General features: G+C 70.9%; 17 protein-coding genes. 9 read left to right on the top strand and 8 right to left on the bottom strand.

Annotated features, from left to right (window positions below):
* The first annotated feature begins 11 nt into the window (after positions 1-11).
* The 9 genes from O3438_RS12235 (at position 12) to wecB (ending at position 10,027) form a co-directional block, all read left to right on the top strand.
* Complete coding sequence (locus O3438_RS12235; RefSeq protein ID WP_269683631.1) at positions 12-1,166, top strand: glycosyltransferase; 1,155 nt, start codon at positions 12-14, stop codon at positions 1,164-1,166.
* A gap of 6 nt (positions 1,167-1,172) precedes the next feature.
* Entirely contained in the window at positions 1,173-2,285 is a 1,113-nt protein-coding gene (locus O3438_RS12230) for a glycosyltransferase family 4 protein (RefSeq protein ID WP_269680078.1), read from the top strand.
* A gap of 74 nt (positions 2,286-2,359) precedes the next feature.
* Positions 2,360-2,992 carry a class I SAM-dependent methyltransferase gene (locus tag O3438_RS12225; RefSeq protein WP_269680077.1) on the top strand — a complete coding sequence of 211 codons (633 nt, stop codon included), beginning with the start codon at positions 2,360-2,362 and terminating at the stop codon, positions 2,990-2,992.
* A gap of 33 nt (positions 2,993-3,025) precedes the next feature.
* Positions 3,026-4,096, top strand: coding sequence for a hypothetical protein (locus O3438_RS12220; RefSeq protein ID WP_269680076.1), 1,071 nt, complete (start codon positions 3,026-3,028; stop codon positions 4,094-4,096).
* Positions 4,093-5,373: a lipopolysaccharide biosynthesis protein gene (locus O3438_RS12215; RefSeq protein WP_269680075.1), complete on the top strand. Its 1,281-nt coding sequence runs from the start codon at positions 4,093-4,095 to the stop codon at positions 5,371-5,373. Before O3438_RS12220 ends, O3438_RS12215 begins: the two co-directional genes overlap by 4 nt.
* 136 nt (positions 5,374-5,509) lie before the next feature.
* Positions 5,510-6,550: an SDR family NAD(P)-dependent oxidoreductase gene (locus tag O3438_RS12210; protein ID WP_269680074.1), complete on the top strand. Its 1,041-nt coding sequence runs from the start codon at positions 5,510-5,512 to the stop codon at positions 6,548-6,550.
* A complete protein-coding gene (locus O3438_RS12205; protein WP_269680073.1) occupies positions 6,544-7,671 on the top strand; it encodes a polysaccharide biosynthesis C-terminal domain-containing protein in 1,128 nt (375 codons plus the stop codon). The genes O3438_RS12210 and O3438_RS12205 overlap by 7 nt, the downstream gene beginning before the upstream one ends.
* On the top strand, positions 7,668-8,906 hold the full coding sequence (locus tag O3438_RS12200; protein WP_269680072.1) for a glycosyltransferase family 4 protein: 1,239 nt from the start codon (positions 7,668-7,670) through the stop codon (positions 8,904-8,906). Before O3438_RS12205 ends, O3438_RS12200 begins: the two co-directional genes overlap by 4 nt.
* Positions 8,903-10,027 carry a non-hydrolyzing UDP-N-acetylglucosamine 2-epimerase gene (gene wecB / locus O3438_RS12195; protein ID WP_145784209.1) on the top strand — a complete coding sequence of 375 codons (1,125 nt, stop codon included), beginning with the start codon at positions 8,903-8,905 and terminating at the stop codon, positions 10,025-10,027. The genes O3438_RS12200 and wecB overlap by 4 nt, the downstream gene beginning before the upstream one ends.
* Before the next feature lie 65 nt (positions 10,028-10,092).
* On the opposite strand, the gene O3438_RS12190 is transcribed toward wecB, so the two are convergent.
* The 8 genes from O3438_RS12190 to O3438_RS12155 form a co-directional block, all read right to left on the bottom strand.
* A complete protein-coding gene (locus O3438_RS12190) occupies positions 10,093-11,958 on the bottom strand; it encodes a nucleoside-diphosphate sugar epimerase/dehydratase (protein ID WP_269680071.1) in 1,866 nt (621 codons plus the stop codon).
* A gap of 127 nt (positions 11,959-12,085) precedes the next feature.
* Entirely contained in the window at positions 12,086-12,724 is a 639-nt protein-coding gene (locus O3438_RS12185; RefSeq protein WP_269680070.1) for an acetyltransferase, read from the bottom strand.
* A complete protein-coding gene (locus O3438_RS12180; protein ID WP_269680069.1) occupies positions 12,721-13,869 on the bottom strand; it encodes a DegT/DnrJ/EryC1/StrS family aminotransferase in 1,149 nt (382 codons plus the stop codon). The genes O3438_RS12185 and O3438_RS12180 overlap by 4 nt, the downstream gene beginning before the upstream one ends.
* Positions 13,866-14,522 (bottom strand): sugar transferase, encoded by a 657-nt coding sequence (locus O3438_RS12175; RefSeq protein ID WP_269680068.1) that lies wholly within the window; start codon positions 14,520-14,522, stop codon positions 13,866-13,868. The genes O3438_RS12180 and O3438_RS12175 overlap by 4 nt, the downstream gene beginning before the upstream one ends.
* Positions 14,523-14,779: 257 nt before the next feature.
* Complete coding sequence (locus tag O3438_RS12170) at positions 14,780-16,909, bottom strand: acyltransferase family protein (protein WP_269680067.1); 2,130 nt, start codon at positions 16,907-16,909, stop codon at positions 14,780-14,782.
* 211 nt (positions 16,910-17,120) lie between these two features.
* Positions 17,121-17,552: a hypothetical protein gene (locus tag O3438_RS12165; RefSeq protein WP_269680066.1), complete on the bottom strand. Its 432-nt coding sequence runs from the start codon at positions 17,550-17,552 to the stop codon at positions 17,121-17,123.
* Between the two features lie 23 nt (positions 17,553-17,575).
* The gene (locus tag O3438_RS12160) at positions 17,576-18,457 is read right to left on the bottom strand and encodes an aminoglycoside phosphotransferase family protein (RefSeq protein ID WP_269683630.1); all 882 of its coding nucleotides are present in this window, start codon (positions 18,455-18,457) and stop codon (positions 17,576-17,578) included.
* Positions 18,458-18,785: 328 nt separating this feature from the next.
* The gene (locus O3438_RS12155) at positions 18,786-21,215 is read right to left on the bottom strand and encodes a Tex family protein (RefSeq protein WP_269680065.1); all 2,430 of its coding nucleotides are present in this window, start codon (positions 21,213-21,215) and stop codon (positions 18,786-18,788) included.
* Positions 21,216-21,325 lie beyond the last annotated feature (110 nt).

Raw genomic sequence — 21,325 nt, 5'->3', positions numbered from 1 at the left:
CGGTGCGATCCATGGTCTGCATGGTCGACGGGGTGCCGTCGGACGTGCGCCTGACGCTGGTCACCAATGATCGTGATCTCGGTTGTCGGACGCCATATCCGGGGCTGTCCGGACGGTGGACGACCCGGTCCCGGTCCCGGGTCTTCTATCTGAACCGCCGTAGCCCGCTGCACTGGTGGCGCATCTGGCGTGCTCAGCGGTCGGCTGGCCCGTTCGACCTGCTCTACGTCAACAGCGTCTGGCAGCCGACCTTCTCGTTGCTGCCGGTGCTGGCGACCATCGTGGGGCTGGTTTCCGCGAAGCGGATCCTCATCGCGCCGCGCGGAGAGTTCTCGCCGGGGGCGCTCGGTATCCGGTCGCACAAGAAGCGGCTGTTCCTGGCCCTCTGGCGTCGACTCCTGGGACGGCGGGACGTCCTCTGGCATGCGACGAACGATCGCGAGGCGGCGCACATCCGCGCCCTCGTTCCCGGAGCGCGGATCGTGCTGCGGGAGAACCAGACGCTGCTGCCGGTGGACCCGGCACCGCCGGTGGAGCACGACGACGATCGCCTGCGACTCGTCTTCCTCAGCCGCATCACGCCGATGAAGAACCTCGACATGGTGCTGCGGGCCCTGACGACGATCAGCCGCCCGCTGAGTCTCGACATCCACGGGCCGGTGGACGACCCGTCGTACTGGCGGGAGTGTCAACGGCTGTGCGACGAGCTGCCTGCCACCGTGACGGTCCGGTACCGCGGTCCGGTGCCTCCGGCCGAGGTCCGCGCCACCTTCACGCGCTACGACGCCTTCGTGCTGCCGACCCGCGGGGAGAACTTCGGGCACGTCATCGCCGAGAGCCTGTCCGCCTCGTGCCCGGTGGTCTGCTCGGCGGAGACACCCTGGACCGACGTCCTCGAAGGCGGCGGCGGTGTCGTCCTCCCGGCGCTCTCCCCCGCGGAGTTGAGCCGGGTCATCGAGCGGATGGCGGCCGACGGCGTCGCCGAGCGTCACGCGAGGCGGGTCGCGGCCGGCGTGGCCTACCGCGCCTGGCGGGCCCGGCAGGCCACGCACAGTGTGGTCGATCTCGTCCGCACTGACACGTTCGCCGACGTGACCGGCCCGCCGCCGCAGGGGCGTGCTGGCCGCGTACCGAGCGGCACGACCGCCGTGCGGGAGAGGAGCTGACGCATCGTGGCGGAGGTGCTCTTCATCGTGGAGGTGCCCACTCCATACCGGAATCCGGTGCTCGACCACCTGCACGTCGCGGGTCTCGATCTGCACGCTCTCTATCACCGGGACGACGCGGATCGTGGCTGGGGCGCGGCAGTGCCGGCTCATCCGCACGAGGTGGTCGATGGCGGGACGGTGTCGAGGTGCGTGGCCCTGGTGCGCGCCGCGCTCCGCCCCGACCTGAAGGTCGTCTGCTGTTTCGGCTACGCCCGGCTCGCGAACGTCCTCGCCGTGCTCACCGCCCGGCTGCGCGGTGCCCAGGTGGTGCTCCGGTCCGACAGCAACTGGCTCGACGAGCGCCGACGGCCGGCAGTGCGGCGATGGGGAAAGCGGCTGCTGCTGCGGGCGATCCTCGGGCGGCGAGCCCGGGTGTGGACCGTGGGAGCGCAGAACGACAGGTACTGGGCGGAGTACGGCTTCGGCAACCGACACCTGATCCCGTTCGGTCTGCCCAGGCCGCCCGTCGCGAGCCCGGAGCAGGCCGCGGCGCTGCGGAAACGACACGCCCTCGGCGACGGGCTCGTCATCCTGTTCGTGGGGCGACTCGCGCCAGCCAAGGGACTGGACACGCTGCTGTCCGCTTTCGCGGCGTTCGCCGATCCCGCTGCGCGGCTGGTGATCGTGGGGCAGGGGCCGCAACGGTCAGTGGTCGACCGCGCGGCTGCCGCCGATCCGCGTATCCGGGTCCTGGGCGCGCTGCCGCAGGACGAGCTCGGTCCCGTCTTCGCGGCGGCCGACCTCTTCGTCCTGCCGTCGCGCTACGAGCCGTGGGGTCTCGTTGTCGCGGAGGCGCAGGCCAACGGCGTGCGGGTCGCTGTCAGCGACGTCGTCGGATGTCATGCCGATCGCGTCACCACCGACAACGGTTGGGTGTTCCCAACAGACGATGCCGACCGCCTCGCGGAGGTGTTCGTCGAGGCACGCGACCTGAGCAGCCGGTGCCGGCTCCGCGTACCGGCGACCCCGGCCTTCAATGCCGGCCCCGCCATGGCCGCTGAACTCGTGGCGATGGGTGCCCGGGTGACATCGAGAAGGGCACGTCCGGTGCCGGAATACGAGAACGAAAGGTGTTGAGTGCGATGAGACGTCCGTCGGTGATGGACAGGGTTCGCGCGCGTGTCCCCGGCGTACCACGGAGCGGGCGGGAGGTGCTCACCTCGCTGCAGGTTCTGTCGACGCTCAGGGCGAAGGGTTGGCACCGGTCGGTCTCCGGCGGGGCGCCGAGCGGCTCGGACGGCGGGCCACGCCCCTGGTTGACCTACGGGGCGATGCACTGGCTCGCCACGCACGTCGGCGCCGATCGCCGGGTGTTCGAGTACGGTGCCGGCTCTTCGACCGCATGGTTCGCGGACGCGCTGCGGGTGCGGGAGATCGTGGCCGTCGAACACGACGCCGACTGGTTCCGTCGGGTTCCGCAACCCCGCCACGGTCGGATCCTGCACGTGCCCTGCGACGGGACCTGGTGGGAGGCGGACGGGTCCGCGCCCTACGTGCGGGCGATCGAGGAAGGCGCGCCCTGGGACGTGATCATCATCGACGGGATGGCGCGGACGACCTGCTCCCGTCTGGCGCATGAGTACCTGACGCCCTCAGGGCTGGTGGTACTCGACGACACAGATCGCCCGACGACACGTCCGGCCGACGACGCCCTCACCGCCCAGGGTTTCGGCCGGCTGGACTTCTGGGGCTTCAAGCCCGGGTTGGGTGTCGACGCGTGTACGACGGTGTTCAGCCGCGATTTCAACGCGTGGATGGTGCCGGCGACAGACGCCGTCCGCTAGTGCTGACCGCTCGGATGGAAGGAGGCGCCGGGAATGGCTGAACGGGTACTGATCGTGTCGCAGGATCACGAGGGGCACCGGTTGATGTACGTGCGCCTCCTCGCGTCCGCTGCCCTGGATCGCGGGGACAGTGTGGTGCTCGCCCTCACCCGGTCCGGCCTCCGGTCCACGGAACATCGGCTGCACCTCGCCGAGGTGGCCGACCGCTGCCGACAGGTGGTGGTGGCGGATCCGCCGCTGACCGTCAGTGGTGTGCGCCGGCAGGCGATGCGGTACGGCTGCACGAGGGTCATGGTTCCCGACGGCGACCGGTTCGCGATCCGGCTCGGGATGCGGGGCTGGCCGCCGGGCCCGCCGGTCGTCGTGCTGGTCACTCAGGACCCCCGCTGGAACACCAACAGCCGGCCGTCGGTACGGGCCCGGTTGAAGACGAAGGATCTCATCCTGCGGCGTACCGAACGGCTTCCCGGGGTCCGGCTGCTGTACCTGTCGGACCACTCGGTAGCGGGCCGGAAGGCCCGCTCGGCCGTCGCGCCCGACCCGGTGTTCTTCGACGCGGAGGACCAGGACCCGACCGCCCTGCGCGGCGCGTTCGGTGTCCCCGAGGATCGGTTCGTCTTCCTCGTGGCGGGTAAGGTGTCGGCCCGCAAGAACCTGCCCCTGGTGCTCCGCAGCCTGCTGCGACTGGCGGACCGGCCGGTGGCGCTGTTCGTGTGTGGGCAACTCGACCCGTCGGTGCGTGCGGAGGTGCAGCCGCTGCTCGACAGGGCCCGAGCCGCAGGGCTGCCGGTGATTGTGGACGACCGGGTGCAGACCGATCACGCCATCAACTGCGCGGTGCAGGCCAGCGACTGTGTCATGGTGGCGTACTCCAGCGACCAGCCCAACTCGATGATGGTCAAGGGCATCCGGGCAGGCCGGCAGGTGGTCGTCGCGGGATCCGACCAGTTGGTGACCTGGGCGCGGCATCTCGGGCTGAGCGTCTGCGGACCACTGACCGAGGAGTCCGTGACCGGGCTGATGGAGAAGGCGATCGCCGCGCCCACGCCCGCCCCCCGGGTGGATCTGGGCAGCGACGCGTTCGTCGAGGCATTCCTTCCATGATCGGCCGTGGCGGCCTCGCGGCGCAGACCGTGATCCTGGTCGTCGCGGGAGCCGCCTCACAGGCGCTGTACGCGGTCCTCGTCGCCCTGGTGGCGAATCGGGCGGGCCCAGCCGCGTTCGGCCTGGCGGCCGGCGCGATGGGCGTCGGTGGGATGTTGGTCGGAGTGGTGGACTTCGGCTTCAACGCCTTCTCGTTGCGGGAACTCGCCGCCGGTCGGATCACCGAGGAGAGCTATTGGAACCGGCTGCGGGTGCTGTTCGCCGTGGCCGTCGCCTGCGCACTCGTCATCTCGATGGCGGCACTGGCGACCCCGTGGCCGGAACTCGGTCTGGTGGTCGCCCTGGTCCTGCTCAGCCGGACGGCGATCAACGGCGTCGTGGTGCCGCTACGGGCTGCCCGTCGGGTGACGAAGGTCGCCGCTGTTCTCCTGTTGGAGCGCTTGGTGGCGCTCGTCCTGGCGGTGGTGCTCCTGACGACCACCGCGGTCGGTGCGCTGCCGACGCTGTGGTGGTCACTGGTCGGTGGGGCGTTCGCCGCCTGTGCGGCCGGCGTCCTGCTCGGTGGCCCGCCCCGACTTCGCTGGGTGCCCACCGGCCTGACCGCACCGTGGCGGGCGACGGCGGGCTACGGCAGGTTCTCGTTGGCCGTCAGTGCCACCTCGCTGGACGTCACGTTGCTCGCGGCGACCGGTGGCAGCGCGCAGGCGGGCATCTACAGCGCGGTGTCCCGATGGACCCAGCCCGTCCAGTTCTTCGCCCAGGCGTACTCGTCCGCCGCCGCACCGGCCATCGCGCAGGCTTCCTCCTCCCGGGTCGCGTTGCAGGCGGTGCGCAGATCCCTCTGGCTGCTCTGTGGAGCAGTCGTCACATGTGCCGCTCTCGTCCTGCTCGCACCCACCGCGGTCTCCCTGGTGCTCGGTGTCACCTACCGGCAGTCCGCCGACGTGTTGGTGGTGCTGTCGATCGGTGCCGCGGTGGTGGTGGTGAACCAGCCGCTCGCGACGTTCCTTCAGGCCCGGGGCCACGAGAACGTGGTGGGGATCTGCACGGTCGGCACGGTGTCGCTCCAGTTGGTCGGGGTCTGTGTGACAGCCGGCCCGTTCGGTGCGCAGGGCGCCGCCTGGTCGTACGGGGTGGGTCAACTCACGTTGACCGTCCTGCTCGGCGCTTACGCGTCGCTGCTGGTCCGGCGGCATCGACGCGACGCTGCCGACCAGTCCACCCCGGGCGCGCGTGAGCCCGTGCTGGTTGCGGACGCTCGGGGCACCGGCACCTGACCCGCCTGGTGTGTCGACATTAGTCCCTTTGGTGACGTTTCAAAGCGTCCTGCTCGCTCGTTGGGCCGAGTGCGGCCATTGACACCGCCGGCAGCTGCCGGCTGGACGCGAGCCATCAGTAACGAACGGAGCGGCAGTGACTTTTTTGACCACTGGACGGCGGGTCCTGATCACCGGCGGAACGGGTTCGTTCGGCCGGACGATGGTCCGCCGACTTCTCGATCGGGACGTCGCTGAGGTCCGGGTGTTCAGCCGGGACGAGGCCAAGCAGGACGAGATGCGCCGACTCCTCGGCGACGAGCGGGTCCGCTACTACGTCGGGGACGTACGTGACTACGACTCGGTGCTGCGGGCCAGTCGCGGCATCGACCACGTGTTCCACGCGGCCGCCCTCAAGCAGGTGCCCTCGTGCGAGTTCTTCCCACTCGAGGCGGTGCGGACGAACATCCTCGGCAGCGCGAACGTCGTAGAGGCGGCCGAGCGCAACGGCGTTGGCTCGGTGGTGGTGCTGAGCACGGACAAGGCCGTCTACCCGGTCAACGCGATGGGCATGAGCAAGGCGATGATGGAGAAGGTCGCGCAGGCGCACGCCCGCAACAACCCGAACAGCGCCACCACCGTCTCCTGCGTCCGGTACGGCAACGTCATGTATTCGCGTGGCTCCGTGATCCCGCTGTTCATCGAGCAGATCAAGGCCGGGCGGGCGCCGACCGTCACCGACCCGACGATGACCCGTTTCCTGATGTCCCTCGGCGAGTCGGTGGAGCTGGTCGAGCACGCCTTCCAGCACGCCCGCCCGGGTGACATCTTCATTCGCAAGGCGGCCGCCTGCACGATCGGTGACCTGGCCGAGGCGGTCTGCGAACTCTTCAACGTGCCGGCGAAGCTGGACGTCATCGGCGTCCGGCACGGCGAGAAGCTCGACGAGACGTTGGCCAGCCGCGAGGAGTTGACGCAGGCGGAGGACTTCGGCGAGTTCCTCCGGGTGCCGCTGGACGCCCGCGATCTGAACTACTCGCTCTACGTCTCCGAGGGGGAGTTGGACGGAGAACCCGTCGAGGACTTCAACTCGTCCAACGCGCCACGGCTGGGCGTACCGCAGATCATCGAACTGCTGAGGCGGTTGCCGGAGGTCCGCGCGGAGCTGGCCCTGCGGGACCCGGTGCTGGCGTGCTGAAGCTGGCGTTGACCGGAGGCGGCGGATTCCTCGGCTGGCACGTGCGGGTGCTCCTGCGGGCGCTCGGCTGGCCGGAGCCGGTGATCATCACGCGTGCGGACCTGGTCGACCCTCGTGTCGTCGGCGCCAAGGTCAGCGGTGTCGACCGGGTGCTGCACCTGGCCGGCGTGAACCGCGGCGATCCGACCGAGGTCGCCGAGGGTAACCGCCGTCTTGCCGCGCAACTCGCCGCCGGCCTGCGCGTCGCCGCGGATCCGCCGGCCTGCGTCGCGTACGCGAACTCGGTGCAGGCCGGCAACGGCACGCCGTACGGCGACGCCAAGGCGGACGCCGCGCGGATCCTCGCCGACACCGGCGTGCCACTGGAGGACGTACTGCTGTCCAACCTCTACGGCGAGCACGGCCGCCCGCACTACAACTCGGCGGTGGCGACGTTCTGCCGCGTGCTCGCCGAGGGTGGGCGGCCGGAGGTCCACACCGATCGTGAGATCGCCCTGGTGCACGTGACCGACGCCGCGGCCCGGCTCGTCGGCGTGCTGGCGGGTGGTTCCTGGGATCCGGCCATGCCCGCGTTGCGGGTGGGCGTCCGTGAGCTCGCCGAACGTCTGGCCGGGTTGGCCGCCACCTACCGCACCGGTGAGATCCCGGTCCTGACCGACCGGCACCTCGTGCGGTTGTTCAACACCTACCGGTCGCACTGCTTCCCGGCGCACTTCCCGCTGGCACTGCCCCGCCGCGCCGATGCCCGCGGCGAGCTGGTGGAGACGGTCAAGGTGCACGGTGGCGCGGGGCAGACGTTCAGCTCCACCAGTCACCCGGGCGTGACCCGGGGCGAGCACTTCCACCTGGCGAAGGTCGAGCGGTTCGTGGTGTTGCGTGGCACCGCTGAGATCAGCCTGCGGCGGGTCTGTGACACCGACGTGGTGCGCATTCCGGTCTCCGGGGACGCGCCGGTCGCCGTCGACATGCCCACCATGTGGGTGCACAAGCTGGTCAACACCGGTGACGACGAACTGGTCACCCTGTTCTGGACCAACGAGCTGTTCGACCCGGCGCGTCCGGACACCTGGCCGGAGCCGGTGGAGTCACGGATTCCGAAGCCAGCGGTGGTCGCCGCGTGAGGGTCGGCCTGGTCAGCCAGTGGTATCCGCCGGAGGGTGTGTTCATCCCGGGCAATCTGGCAGAGCACCTGAGCGCGCGCGGCCACCACGTCCGGGTGCTCACCACCTACCCGAGCTACCCGCACGGGCGGCTCTACCCGGGCTGGCGGCAACGCTGGCGGCATGTCGAGATGCAGGGGGCCGTCGCGGTGCGACGGGTTCCCGCGTACCCGAGCCACGACACGTCGGCGCTGCGCCGAGCGGCCAGCCACATCACGTTCGGTGTGAGCAGCGCGCTCGCCGGCCCGAGCTGGCTCGGTGGCGTCGACGTCACGTACGTCTACCACCCACCGCCCACGGCGGTCGCCGCCGCCGCGCTCGTCCGGGCCGCCCGGCGTACGCCGATCGTCCTGCACGTGCAGGACATGTGGCCTGATTCGGTAGTGCATTCCGGGATGTCCCCGACCGGTCTGACCGGACGAGCGGTGGCGGGCGGTCTGGACGTCCTCATGCGCACGGCGTACCGATTGGCGGCCGCGATCGTGGTGATCTCACCGGCGATGGCGGCCCTCGTGGTGGAGCGGGGCGCCGATCCGAGCCGTGTGCGTGTGGTGTGGAACTGGACCGACGACCTTCTGTTCCGGCCCGTGGCACCGACGGACGCGGCCCGCGCGACGCTCGGACGACGCGACCGCTGCACGGTGATGTTCACCGGCAACCTCGGTCTGCTCCAGGGCGTGGACACGGCGATCCGCGCGGCGGCCGCCGTCCGGGACCGGGTGGACCTGGTGCTGGTCGGTTCGGGTGCCTACGAGGACGAGGCCCGCCGGCTCGCCACCGAGTTGAACGCGGACAACGTCCGCTTCGTCGGTCGCCGCCCGCCGACGGAGATGGCCGAACTGTACGCGGCGGCCGACTGGCAGCTGGTGTGCCTGCGTGATCTGCCGGCGCTCCGCGGCACCGTCCCGTCGAAGTTGCAGGCGGCTTTTGCCTGCGGCGCTCCGGTGATCGCCGCCCTGGGCGGCGACGCCGCCGCTCTCGTGGAGTCGACCGGAGCCGGCCTGGTGTGCCCACCGGGGGACTGGGCGGTCCTCGCGGACCGTCTGCGGCAGGCGGCCGACACGGCTGCGGCCGAGCGCCTCGCCATGGGTCAGCGGGCCCGCCGGGCCTACCAGGAGCGCATGTGCGTGCGGGTCGGCGTCGACCAGTTCGAGGACATTCTGACGAAGGTGGCAGCAGGGAAAGGACGGCCATGACCCGTGTGATGACGCTGGTGGGTACCCGGCCGGAGATCATCCGGCTCTCGCGGGTGATGGCGAGGCTGGACGACGTGGTGGAGCACGTGCTGGTCCACACCGGCCAGAACTGGGACAGCTCGTTGTCCGAGATCTTCTTCAAGGAGTTGCGTATCCGGGAACCGGACCGGTTCCTGCGCGTGGACACCTCGACGCTCGGCCGGGTGCTCGGTGGCGTACTGGTCGGTGTGGAGGAGGCCATTGCCGAGGTGCGACCGGACGCGTTGCTCGTGCTCGGCGACACCAACAGCTGCATCGGCGCGCTGATGGCCCGCCGGCTGCGGGTGCCCGTCTACCACATGGAAGCCGGCAACCGCTGTTTCGACCTCAACGTCCCGGAGGAGACGAACCGACGTCTGGTGGACCACGTCGCCGACTTCAATCTCGTCTACACGGAGCACGCCCGGCGGAACCTGCTGGCCGAAGGGCTGCACCCGCGCCGGATCCTGCACACCGGTTCCCCCATGCGCGAGGTGCTCGAGCACTACCGGATGGACATCGAGGCCTCGACGATCCTGCGTCAGCTGGAGCTGACGCCTGGCCGGTACTTCCTGGTCAGCGCACACCGCGAGGAGAACGTGGACAGCCCTGACCGGTTGGCCCGGTTGCTGGAATGCCTGCGCGCGGTTCGTGACCGCTGGCAGTTCCCGGTACTCGTGTCCACCCACCCCCGGACCCGCAAGCGGCTGGAGTCGTTGGCGCCCGGCGCAGCGGCGCTGGACGGGATCGCCTTCCACGAGCCGTTCGGTCTGCTCGACTACGTGCACCTGCAGACGAAGGCCTTCTGCACGCTGTCGGACAGCGGCACGATCAGCGAGGAGTCGGCGATCCTCAACTTCGCCGCGGTGACGCTGCGGGAGTCGATCGAACGCCCGGAGGCGTTGGACGCCGGCGGCATCATCATGACCGGTCTCGACCCGGATGGCGTGGTGGAGGCGATCCAGGTGACAGTCGACCAGGTCCACGCCGAGGGAGTGCCCTGTCCGGTCGACTACCAGGTCCGGGACACCTCCCGGCGGGTGGTCGACTTCATCCTGTCCACCGTCCGCAGGCACCACGACTGGGCGGGCATCCGCCGCTGACCGTCGGGACAGGCAGCGGGCCCGGCGACCTCGGTCGCCGGGCCCGCTGAGTCTTGCGGCTCGGCCTAACGGGCCAGCGGCACGTGGATCGTTCCCGGCCTGGTGCTCGCCGGTGTGCACAGCGCCGCCAGGTGGGCGATCAGCTTCTCCGCGTCGTCGTACGGGTCGAGTCCGCCCACGTCGAGCGGGTCGAGCGCCGGCACTGTGACGTGTGAGATGAGCGGGTGCAGCGGACGGTCGTCGACCTCGCCGGTTCCGAGCAGGTCCTCGTGAAGTTTCTCGCCGGGCCGAAGCCCGGTGTAGACGATCGGCACCCGACTGTCGGCCTGCTCGGCCATCTGCCTCGCCAGGTCGGCGATGCGTACCGGCGCGCCCATGTCCAGCACGAGGGCCTCGCCGTCCCGGCCGATCTCGGCGGCCTGGAGCACCAGCCGCACCGCCTCCTCCAGCGTCATCAGATAGCGGGTGACGTCCGGATGGGTCACCGTCAACGGATTGCCCGCCTCGATCTGGCGTTGGAACGCGGTGATCACCGAGCCGCGGCTGCTGAGCACGTTGCCGAAGCGGACACTGAGGAAGGTGCCGGGAAACCGGCCTGCGGCGTGGGCGGTCAGCCGTTCGGTGATCCGCTTGGAGTAGCCGAGCACGCTGATCGGGTCGGCGGCCTTGTCGGTGCTGATGTTGACGAACTTGGCGACGTCGCGGCACGCGTCCAGCACCGAGAGCGTGCCCCACACGTTTGTCATCACCGCTTCGCCGGGGTTGCGTTGCAGGAGCGTGAGGTGCTTCAGCGCCGCGGCGTGGAAGATGACGTCCGGTCGGCGCTCTCGGATGATGCGCCGGACACGCTCGTCGTCGCGCAGGTCGGCGAGGATCAGCTCGGGGCCGTCGAGCATGGCCCGCCCGTTCAGCGACATCTGTAGGGCGTGCAGGGCGGACTCGTCGCGGTCGAGCATCATCAGCTCGCCGGGGTCGGTCTTCAGAACCTGGCGGCACAGCTCCGAACCGATCGAACCGCCGGCGCCGGTGACCAGCACCCGCAGACCGGCGAGGCCGTCGCCGCTCAGCGGCAGGTCGCCGACCACCTGCCGACGCCCCAGCAGGTCACTGATCTGCACGTCCCGTACGTCGGTGACGGTGATGCGGTGGTCGACCAGTTCGCGGACCGGGGGCAGCACCTTGAAGGCGGCGCCGGTCTGCAGGGTGGCCTCGCGGATCTGGCGGATCAGCGCGGCGTCGGCGCTGGCCACCGAGAAGATGACTGTGGTGGCGCCGGTGCGACGGACCGCCTCGGCGAGGTCCGCCCGGCCGCCCAGCACGCGGACACCGCCGAAACGCAGGTTGCGCTTGTCGGGGTCGTCGTCCAGCGCGCCGACCGGCAGGTACCTGCCGCGTGGGTCGCCGATCATCGCGCGCAGTAGCCCCTGACCGGCATCGCCGAGGCCGAACAGCAGCACCGGCGTGGCGGAGCGCACGTCTGGCCGCATCGCGAGGTCGTGCCGGTGCCGGTACGCGGAGCGGGCGGCGAGCATCAACAGCAGCGTCAGCGAACCGCCGATCAGCGGGGTGCTGGCCGGCACCGGTCGGTCGGCCGACGGCAGCAGCCCGATCAGCAGAACGGCGATGGGGGTGGCGACGTTTCCGGCGAGCCCTCGCACCTCCTGGAGGCTGCCGAGTGGGTGCCGGCCAGAGTGGAGCCGGCGCACCGCAGCGACAGCCACGTAGATCAGCGCCGCGATGCCGCCGACGCCTGCTGCGCGGCTCAGCTGCCCGGCCGGCGGGTGGAATTCGTAGCGGGTCCAGACGGCGGCGACGAAGCCGCCTACCCACGCTGCGGTGTCGGTGGCGAGGAAACCCAGGGCGCGGCGGCGCGCCCGGGCCCGACGGACCCGTTGTTCGGCAGGCTCGGTCCTATCGGTGTCTTGCGGCATGTTTGCTCCCGTCTACGACCGATTAGCCCCGCACAGCAGGGGTTTGAGGCTCTTTATCCTTTTTACACTTTTATTGGATGTTTCGCGGAGTAACTGGCTGGTGGCGGGCGGTCGCGGGCCGATCAGGTCAGCGCGCCGGCACGCCCTTGACCACCACGCCGTCAGGCACGTCCCGCACCACGCAGGCGCCGGCGCCGACGGTGCTGTCCCGACCTATCCGAAGGCCCTGCAGCACCGCCGCCGTCGTCCCCACCAGCACGCCCTCCGCCAGGTGGCAGTCACCGGAGATCGCGGCGAGCGGGTTGACCGAGACGAAGTCGGCAAGCACCGAGTCGTGCCCCACAGTGGTGTTCTGATTGAGATGGACGTGCCGGCCCACCGTCACGTTGGTGGTGATGCGGGCGCCCGCGAAGACGACCAGGCCGGGCCCGTGCCGCGTGTCCGGCCCGACCGTCGCGTCCGGGTGGACGAGACTGCCGGCTGGAGTGCCGTACGCGTCCACCCGCGCGGCGACGGCTCGTCGCACCTTCGGGTCACCGATCCCGATGACGTGGTGGAGATCCGCCGGCGCGTCCCGTAGCCACGCGAGCCCACCCAGGTAGGGCACCTCCAGGCGCTGCACCCGCTTGAGGTTCTCCTCCGACGGCCGGTCGTCGACGAAACCGACCAGGTCCCACTGTCGCGCTCCGGCGGCCGCGGCCGCCCGCGCGATAGCCAGTGCCTCCCGGCCGTGGCCGCCGCAACCCACGATGACCAGTGGCGTCACCCGGAGACCGCTCCCGTCCGGACGGCCAGGAACCCTTCGATCGCGCCGAACACCGTGGCGATCTGCTGCTCGGTGAGGCCGCTGCCGCTGGGCAGGGTCAACCCCTCGGCGAAGAGATCGTCGGCCGCCCCGGTGAGCAGGCTCTCGAAGTCGGCGTACGCGGGCTGCCGGTGCATCGGCTTCCACACCGGCCGCGTCTCGATGTTCTGAGCGGCGAGGTGTGCGGCGAGATCAGCGGCCCGCCAACCGGAGCGCTCCGACCGCACCCGGATGACGGTCAGCCAGCAGTTCGATTCGACGTCCTCGGCACCGACCAGTTCCACCCCGGGCACCGAGGCGAAGAGCTTCGCGTACCGGTCTCGCAGCAGGCGACGGCGGCCGATCATTCGGTCGAGCCGTGCCAGCTGGGCCCGGCCCAGTGCGGCCAGCAGGTTGCTGAGGCGGTAGTTGTAGCCGGTCTCCCGGTGCTCGTAGTGCGCCACGGGCTCCCGGGCCTGGGTGGCCAGGTGGCGGGCGCGGGCCAGCAGCGGAAGGTCGTCGGAGACGACCATCCCGCCGCTCGAGGTTGTCATGATCTTGTTGCCGTTGAACGACAGCGCGGCGACCTGGCCGAATGAGCCGGCCGCCCGGCCATGGTCCGTGGCGCCGAGCGCCTCCGCTGCGTCCTCGACGACCGGCACGCCCGCATCCCCGCAGACCGGCAGCAACGCCGGGTAGTCGGCGCAGCTACCGAACATGTCGACCGGCACGACCGCGCCGACCCGCTCGCCGCGGGCGCGCAGCCGGTGCAGCAGCTCGGTCAACAGTGGCACGTCGATGTTGCCGGTGCGCGCGTCGCAATCGACGAAGACCGGCCGGGCGCCGGTGTAGCGCACGGCGTTCGCGGTGGCCACGAAGGTCAGCGTCGGGACGACGACAGCGTCACCCGGTTGGACGCCCACCCCGAGCAACGCCAGGTGCAGCGCTGCGGTGCCGGAGCTGACCGCGACCGCGCCGCGGGTCCCGACCCGCGCCGCGACCTCGTTCTCGAAGGCATCCAGATCGGGACCGACGGGTGCGACCCAGCCGGACCGCAGGGCCGCGACGAGGTACGACTCCTCCAGGGGGCCGACGTCGGGATGAGAGAGGTGCACTCGGTCCGTCATCGGCGTTCGCCCTGCCGTACCGTCACCGCGGCGCGACGCCCCGTCGGGACGGTCCCCAGCGGTGCGGTGGCCCCGGCCGGACTGCCGAGGAATGTCGGAGCGGTGGCCACGCCGGCGGCCGAAATCCCCTCGCGACGCAGCACGGTGCGGACCGTCGCCGCCAGGATCGTCAGGTCGAGTGCGAGGCAGCGGGTGTCGACGTACTCCACGTCGAGGTCGAACTTCGTCTCCCAGCTCAGCCCGTTGCGGCCGCGCACCTGCGCCAGGCCGGTCACGCCCGGCCGCACCTCGTGCCGGCGGGCCTGGTGAGGGGAGTAGCGGGATAGGTACTCCGGCAGCAGCGGGCGGGGGCCGACCAGGCTCATCTCGCCCCGCAGCACGTTCCAGAGCGTGGGCAGCTCGTCCAGGCTGGTGGCACGCAGCCACCGCCCGAGCGGCGTCAGTCGGTCGTCGTCCTCGACAAGGCCGAGGCGCGGGTCGGGCGCACGCATCGTGCGGAACTTGATCAGCTCGAACGGGTCGCCGTGCCGGCCCGTGCGGAGCTGGCGGAACAGCACGGGACGCCCCAACCCGACGGCGACCAGCAGCGCCACCGTGGCGATCACCGGCACCAGCAGTGCGAGCAGGATGACGGACGCGACGACGTCGATCACCCGCTTGCCGCGATCGGGTCGAACCGTTCGCTGAGGATCTTCGACGGTACTGACGCCCAGAACCGGCATCTTCCACCTCCCGCTCGGACAAATGCCTCTTATGGGTCTAGCAGCTATGCGAGTGCGATACAGCGCAAACAGTCATAGTCAGTGCTGATCCCGTCGGAACAACGCGGACCGGGACGGGAGGACACGGGTGTGTGAGCTGGTGGCCAGGGGAAACGGCGCTCCGGCACGCGCTGCCGACCGGCGGCGCGTCAGCTCCCGCGCTTGAGTACGGCGGCGAGCGCGCTGTCGAGCCGAGGGGCCAACGTCCGGGAGTAGGTGGCGGTGAGGTGGTTGCCGTCCCGGTAGACCAGCACACCACCGATGACGGGCGCGCAGCGGTCGGTGGGGCATATGGCGTCGTTGAGGTTGACGAGATGCACGCCCTGTTGACCCTCTGCCGCCTGCTCCTGGGCTACGCCTCCACCGGCCGCCAGCACCTCGTCCCGGGACGGGGCGCACCGGGTGAGCTTGTCGGGGTTGGCCGAGACGCATTCGACGGGGTCTCGACGGTGGTACGGCGTGTCGCGGAGCACCGCCACCGGGATCTTGACCTCGGTCATCTCCCGCCAGGTCTCACGGAGACCGTCCGCCAACGTTTCGTTGACCCGCTGCGTGATCGGTTTGCCGTCACGCACCGGGAGATAGAGCGAGTTGCTGACCAGCAACAGGTCGGGTGGATCGGCGCGTAGTTGGTCGCGGACACGCTGGTTCCACTCGGTGCAGCTCTCGTACGGCCGCCCGGCCAGTGCCACCTCTGCCTTGAGGAACGGGCACGAGGACTTGGTGTGCGAGACCACCCGCCACTTCTGCTTGGCAGCGACCTCCTCGAGGGCGGGCAGCCACTGCGCGGCATGGGAGTCGCCGGCGAGTACGACGGTGAAGGCCGAGTCTCGGACGCCGTAGACGCACGTCAGCGGATTGCTGCTGTTCTGCTGGACGTGACAGCCCGTTCGCGCGGTGGTCGGCAGATCCTTCGGTGCGACCAACGGGTCCGGGACGATGGACGCGACCCGGTCGACGGGCCTGCCCGCCTTGTCACCTCGGGGTGACTGACCCAGGGCCGCGGCACCGGGCGGTCCGACGGGCGTGGCGCTCGCCGACGGGCTGGACCCGGCCACCGGTGGCAGCGCCGAGACGGGTGGGGGCGGCTGTGCCGCGGGCCAGACGGTGAGTTGGAAGAGGAGCCCGGCGATCACGGCCGCGCCCGTGCACGCGGCCCCGACGCGCAGCGCCTGCGCCGGTTGCCATTGCAGCGTTTGCGACCGACGAATCGGGTTCTCGACGAAGTGGTAGGTGAGGACCGCCGGCACGATCGAGGCCGCCACCACGGCCAGGCGCGCGGTCGCGCTCAACTCGCCGAACTGGTAGTCGGCGATGACCAGTAGCGGCCAGTGCCACAGGTAGAGCGAATAGGACAGTGCGCCGACCGCGCGCATCGGCGGCAGGCTGAGCAGCCCCGCCGGCCCGGCGCGGCCGGCCGCCACCGCGAACGCGATGACCGCCGCCGTGCCGCCGGTCGGCAGCAACGCGATGTACCCGGGAAACGCTGACGTGGCGTCCAGTAGGAACGCCGAAGCGACAACTGCGGCGAGGCCGGACCAGGCGAGCAGGACTGCCAGCACGCGTGGGGTGCGATGCAGCAGTCCGCCGGCGATGGCCACCGCGCCGCCGAGCGCGAGTTCCCAGAGCCGAGTCGTGGTCACGAAGTACGCCGGAGCGGAGTCGGTCGACGTCAGGTGGATCGACCAGGCGAAGGACGGCACGGCCACGACGGCGAACCCGAGCATCAGCACGCCCCGGCGGAGCCGTCGCCGGCCGCCGAGGACGGCCAGGCCGAGCAACAGCAGCGGCCAGAAGAGGTAGAACTGCTCCTCGACGCTGAGTGACCAGTAGTGTTGCAGGACGCTCGGGGCCTGGTCGACGAACATGTAGTCGACGGACTGCTCGGCGAGCCGCCAGTTCATCACGTACAGGGCGCTGCTCACCACATCCCACGCGGTGTTGGAGTAACGCACCCTCGGCAGGAACAGGTACGTGAGCAGCAGAGTGACCAGCAGCACCAGCCCGGCGGCGGGCAGCAGCCGCTTCGCGCGTCGGGCGTAGAAGCCGAGCAGCGAGATGCGCCCGGTGCCGTCGAGTTCGGTGACGAGCAGACCGGTGATCAGAAATCCGGAGATCACGAAGAAGACGTCCACGCCGATGAAGCCGGCGGGGACGAACTGACTTCCGGCGTGCCCGGCCAGTACCAGGATGACCGCGAGAGCACGTAGCCCTTCGATGTCGCCCCGGAAGGACGTCGCCCGCGCTGGGGCCGTCGGCCGGCTTCGTGTCTGCGTCATCGTCCCACCCGAAAATAGAGTGTTATTCCTTTTTCACGTCGAAACAGAGCCAACGTCCGGTATGGTTCCCGCTGCGGATAAACGAGGCGGGCCGCGCGAGGGTGCGCTCAGCAGGCAGCCCGGGTCAGCGCGTGGGCTGTCCCGTCCGTCGAGCGAGGGCATGCCGACGGCGCCGTCGGCCGGCCGGGCAAGTGGTGACGTGACGCGGGTGTCAGCCGTCAGTACCGGCGTCCAGCCGGCGGGCGAGCAGGGTCCGCAGCGGGATCGACTCCCCGTCCCGGCCGCCCTCGCCGACGATCAACGGCGCCGGGCTCGGCTCGGTCTGTGCGCCGAACAGCCGGGCCCGCAGACCTCCCGGCACTGTGAGCAGGTGGAACCGACCGTCCACGTCGACCGCTCGACTGCGGGCCTGGTCCACGTACCACCCGGACAACCCGGTCCGGTACCAGCCACGACCGTCGTAGGAGCGCGCGACGAGCCGGGTCGGGCGCAGCCCTCGTCGATTCGCCTCGGCCACGAACCAGGCGACGATCTTCGCGGCCTCGGCGTGCTCGGCCTCCCGCCGGCGGGCGTCGGCCGCCGCGTGCGCCAGCACCGCCTGCCGCTGCTGGTCGCGCCACGTCCGGCCGTCCGGCTCACTCACGACGTCGACGGTACGCGATGGGCCTATTCGAGTACGGCACGCAGTGTGCGTCGGGCGATCGCGGCCATCACCGGGTTCGTCCGGACGTAGTACGGAAGCGCGTTGATCGCCTGCTCCAGCGCCCAGCCGCGCCCGCGCTCCCAGGTCGCGTCGTCCACGCCCAACGCCCGCCGGTACGTCTCCCGTGACCCGGCGTCGAACAGGTTCCACGCCGGCATCAGGTCCACCGCCGGGTCGCCCACCGTGACCGTCTCCAGGTCGATGACGGCAGCCAGTCGACCGTCCCGGACCAGCAGGTTGCCCGGCATCAGGTCAGCGTGGATCCACCCGTCGGTGTCGTGGCGCGGGACGTCGCGGCAGCGGTCCCACACCTCGGCCAGCCGAGCGGTGTCGGTCAGCGCGCCGCTGACGGAGAGGGCCGTCCGCACCCCGGCGTCCTGCGCGAGCAGCGGGCCACCCCGACCCGACCCGGACCAGACCCGACCGCCGGTGTCGACTGCCCGCAGCGCGGTCACGACGCCGGCCAGGTCACGGGCGAAGCCGTCCAGGTCGTCGACCCCGCCGGGGTGGATCGGTTCGCCGGCGATCCAGCGGTACGCCGTCCACGGCCCGGGGTACCCCTCGCCCGGGCCGCCGACGCCGAGCGGGTCGGGCACGGCGACCGGCAGGTGCGCGGCGAGCATCCGCGCGTGCTCCTGCTCACGTTGAAGCTCGGCGCGCAGTGCCGGATCGGCGCTGGGCCGCAGGGGGAACCGCAGCACGACCTCCGAACCGAGGCGGAACAGGGCGTTTACCGTGCCGGCCGAGGGAAGTGGACGCACCGGCAGACCCCGCCACCGGGGAAACTGATTGGCCACCAGCGCGGCGACCACCTCCACCGCCACGTCGACCTGATCCGCGTGCATCTTCACCGCGAGATCATCGCCCCGAACCCCGCGAGCGCACGAGCCGATTTCACCCGCCCGGCCCCACTGCTCGCTCTCGCCGCCGGCCCCACTGGTCGCTCTCGCTCGCCCCCGGGGTTGCTGCGATCGCCCTATGGAGCTGAATCGTCTGCGACATCAACCAGCGATCACACCGTGATTCGTCTACGGCATCAGCTCGAAAGGGCCCGCCACCCCCGTTGACCTCCCGGGTCACCCGGCCCCGGCCACCACGCGGCCCCCCGATCACGCAACCACGTGATCGAGGGGCCGAGGTGTCGGAGGCCGAGGACGTCGGAAGGCTGAACAGTCAGGCCAGCCCGGCGCGGCGTAGGGCCTCTGCCATCGCGTCGTTGGCCGGCGTCGGGCCGCCGCCGCGACCCTGCTGCTGGCCGCTGCGACCCTGCTGCTGACCGCCGCGTCGACTCTGGCCGCCGCGCTGGTCCTGCGGACCACGTCCACCCTGCTGGCCGCCACGACCACCCTGCGGTCCGCGCTGCGCCGGGCCGCCGCGACCCTCCTGGCTCGTCCGGCCACCACCACCGGTGACGGCGGGCTCGTCCTCCAGGCGCAGGGTCAGCGAGATGCGCTTGCGGGGTACGTCCACGTCGAGCACCCGGACCTTGACCACGTCACCGGACTTCACCACCTCGCGGGGGTCCTTCACGAACGTCCGGGACATGGCCGAGACGTGCACCAGGCCGTCCTGGTGCACCCCGACGTCGACGAACGCGCCGAACGCGGCCACGTTGGTGACCACGCCTTCGAGCACCATGCCGGGCGTCAGGTCGCTGATCTTCTCCACGCCCTCGACGAAGGTGGCGGTGCGGAACTCGGGCCGAGGGTCGCGGCCCGGCTTCTCCAGCTCGGCCAGGATGTCGGTGACGGTGGGCAGACCGAACCGCTCGTCGACGAAGTCGGTGGCCCGCAGCCCGCGCAGGATCCCGCTCTTGCCGATCACCGAGCGGAGGTCCTGACCGGTGCTGGTGAGGATCCGGCGCACCACCGGGTACGCCTCCGGGTGCACGCTCGACGAATCCAGCGGGTCGTCGCCGTCGGGGATGCGCAGGAAGCCGGCGCACTGCTCGAACGCCTTCGGCCCGAGGCGCGCCACCTTCTTCAGCTCGGTACGCGACCGGAACGGCCCGTTGGCGTCCCGGTGCAGCACGATGTTCTCGGCCAACCCGGCCCCGATCCCGGAGACCCGGGTCAGCAGCGGCGCGGAAGCGGTGTTGACGTCCACCCCGACGGCGTTGACGCAGTCCTCCACCACCGCGTCCAGCGACCGGGACAGCTTCACCTCGGACAGGTCGTGCTGGTACTGCCCCACTCCGATCGACCGTGGGTCGATCTTGACCAGTTCGGCGAGCGGGTCCTGGAGCCGCCGGGCGATGGAGACCGCGCCGCGCAGCGACACGTCCATCCCGGGCAGCTCCTGCGAGGCGTACGCGGACGCGGAGTAGACCGACGCGCCCGCCTCGGAGACCATCACCTTGGTCAGGTTGAGCTGCGGATACTTCTTGATCAGGTCGCCGGCCAGCTTGTCGGTCTCCCGCGAGGCGGTGCCGTTGCCGATCGCCACCAGCTCCACCCCGTGTGCCCCGGCCAGCCGGGCCAGGGTCTCGATCGACGCGTCCCACTGCCGACGGGGCTCGTGCGGGTAGATGGTGTCGGTGGCGAGCACCTTGCCGGTGGCGTCCACCACGGCCACCTTCACGCCGGTCCGCAGGCCCGGGTCCAGACCCATGGTGGGCCGGGTGCCGGCCGGCGCTGCCAGCAGCAGGTCCCGCAGGTTCGTCGCGAAGACCCGTACCGCCTCCTCCTCGGCCGCCTGCCACAACCGCAACCGCAGGTCCGCGCCGAGGTGGATGAGGATGCGGGTGCGCCACGCCCACCGCACGGTGTCGGTCAGCCAGCGGTCCGCCGGGCGACCGGCGTCGGACACCCCGAACCGTCCGGCGATGGCCGCCTCGTACCGGCTGGGCCCGGTCGGTACGGCGTCCGCGTCGCCGGCCTCCTCCGGATCCATGGTCAGGTCGAGCACGCCCTCCTTCTCGCCCCGGAACATGGCCAGGATCCGGTGTGAGGGCAGCTTCGGGTACGGCTCGGAGAAGTCGAAGTAGTCGGCAAACTTCGCGCCGGCCGTCTCCTGACCGTCGCGTACCCGGGAAACGAGGCGGCCCCGCGACCACATCTGCTCGCGCAGCGTGCCGATCAGGTCGGCGTCCTCGGCGAAGGTCTCGATGAGGATCGCCCGTGCGCCCTCCAGCGCGGCGGCGGCGTCCGCGACACCCTTGTCCTCGTCGACGAACCCGGCCGCGGTGGCCCGCGGGTCCTGGGTGGGGTCGGCCAGCAGCGACTCGGCCAGCGGGGCCAACCCGGCCTCGCGGGCGATCTGCGCCCGGGTTCGCCGCTTGGGCTTGTACGGCAGGTAGATGTCCTCCAGCCGGGACTTCGAGTCGGCGGCCATGATCTGCGCTTCCAGCGCCTCGTCGAGTTTGCCCTGGGTGCGGATCGACTCCAGCACCGCGGCCCGCCGCTCGTCCAGCTCGCGCAGGTAGCGCAGCCGCTCCTCCAGGGTGCGCAGCTGGGTGTCGTCGAGCAGGCCGGTGGCCTCCTTGCGGTAGCGGGCGATGAACGGCACTGTGGCGCCGCCGTCGAGCAGCTCCACGGCCGCCCGCACCTGACGCTCGGCCACGCCGAGCTCGTCGGCGATCCGCTGATGAACAGACTGGGTCACGATCTCGATCCGCCTTCGGGAGTGGGTACCGGTTGCATTCTGCCGGGCGGCCCCGGTCGCTGTCGCCGCGCCCGGCCGGGGCGGCAGACCGAACCGCCGCGCCCGGCCGG

Source organism: Micromonospora sp. WMMC250, from assembly GCF_027460215.1.
GTDB classification, from domain to species: Bacteria; Actinomycetota; Actinomycetes; order Mycobacteriales; family Micromonosporaceae; genus Micromonospora; species Micromonospora taraxaci.
This window is presented reverse-complemented; position numbering and strand designations above follow the sequence as displayed.

What these genes read in the sequence shown, in the direction of transcription:
- O3438_RS12235 (WP_269683631.1), top strand. Translation starts at nt 12, where the DNA reads ATGGTCTGCATGGTCGACGGGGTGCCGTCGGACGTGCGCCTGACGCTG.
- O3438_RS12220 (WP_269680076.1), top strand. Translation starts at nt 3,026, where the DNA reads ATGGCTGAACGGGTACTGATCGTGTCGCAGGATCACGAGGGGCACCGG.
- O3438_RS12215 (WP_269680075.1), top strand. Translation starts at nt 4,093, where the DNA reads ATGATCGGCCGTGGCGGCCTCGCGGCGCAGACCGTGATCCTGGTCGTC.
- wecB (WP_145784209.1), top strand. Translation starts at nt 8,903, where the DNA reads ATGACCCGTGTGATGACGCTGGTGGGTACCCGGCCGGAGATCATCCGG.
- O3438_RS12190 (WP_269680071.1), bottom strand. Translation starts at nt 11,958, where the DNA reads ATGCCGCAAGACACCGATAGGACCGAGCCTGCCGAACAACGGGTCCGT.
- O3438_RS12180 (WP_269680069.1), bottom strand. Translation starts at nt 13,869, where the DNA reads ATGACGGACCGAGTGCACCTCTCTCATCCCGACGTCGGCCCCCTGGAG.
- O3438_RS12170 (WP_269680067.1), bottom strand. Translation starts at nt 16,909, where the DNA reads ATGACGCAGACACGAAGCCGGCCGACGGCCCCAGCGCGGGCGACGTCC.
- O3438_RS12160 (WP_269683630.1), bottom strand. Translation starts at nt 18,457, where the DNA reads ATGCACGCGGATCAGGTCGACGTGGCGGTGGAGGTGGTCGCCGCGCTG.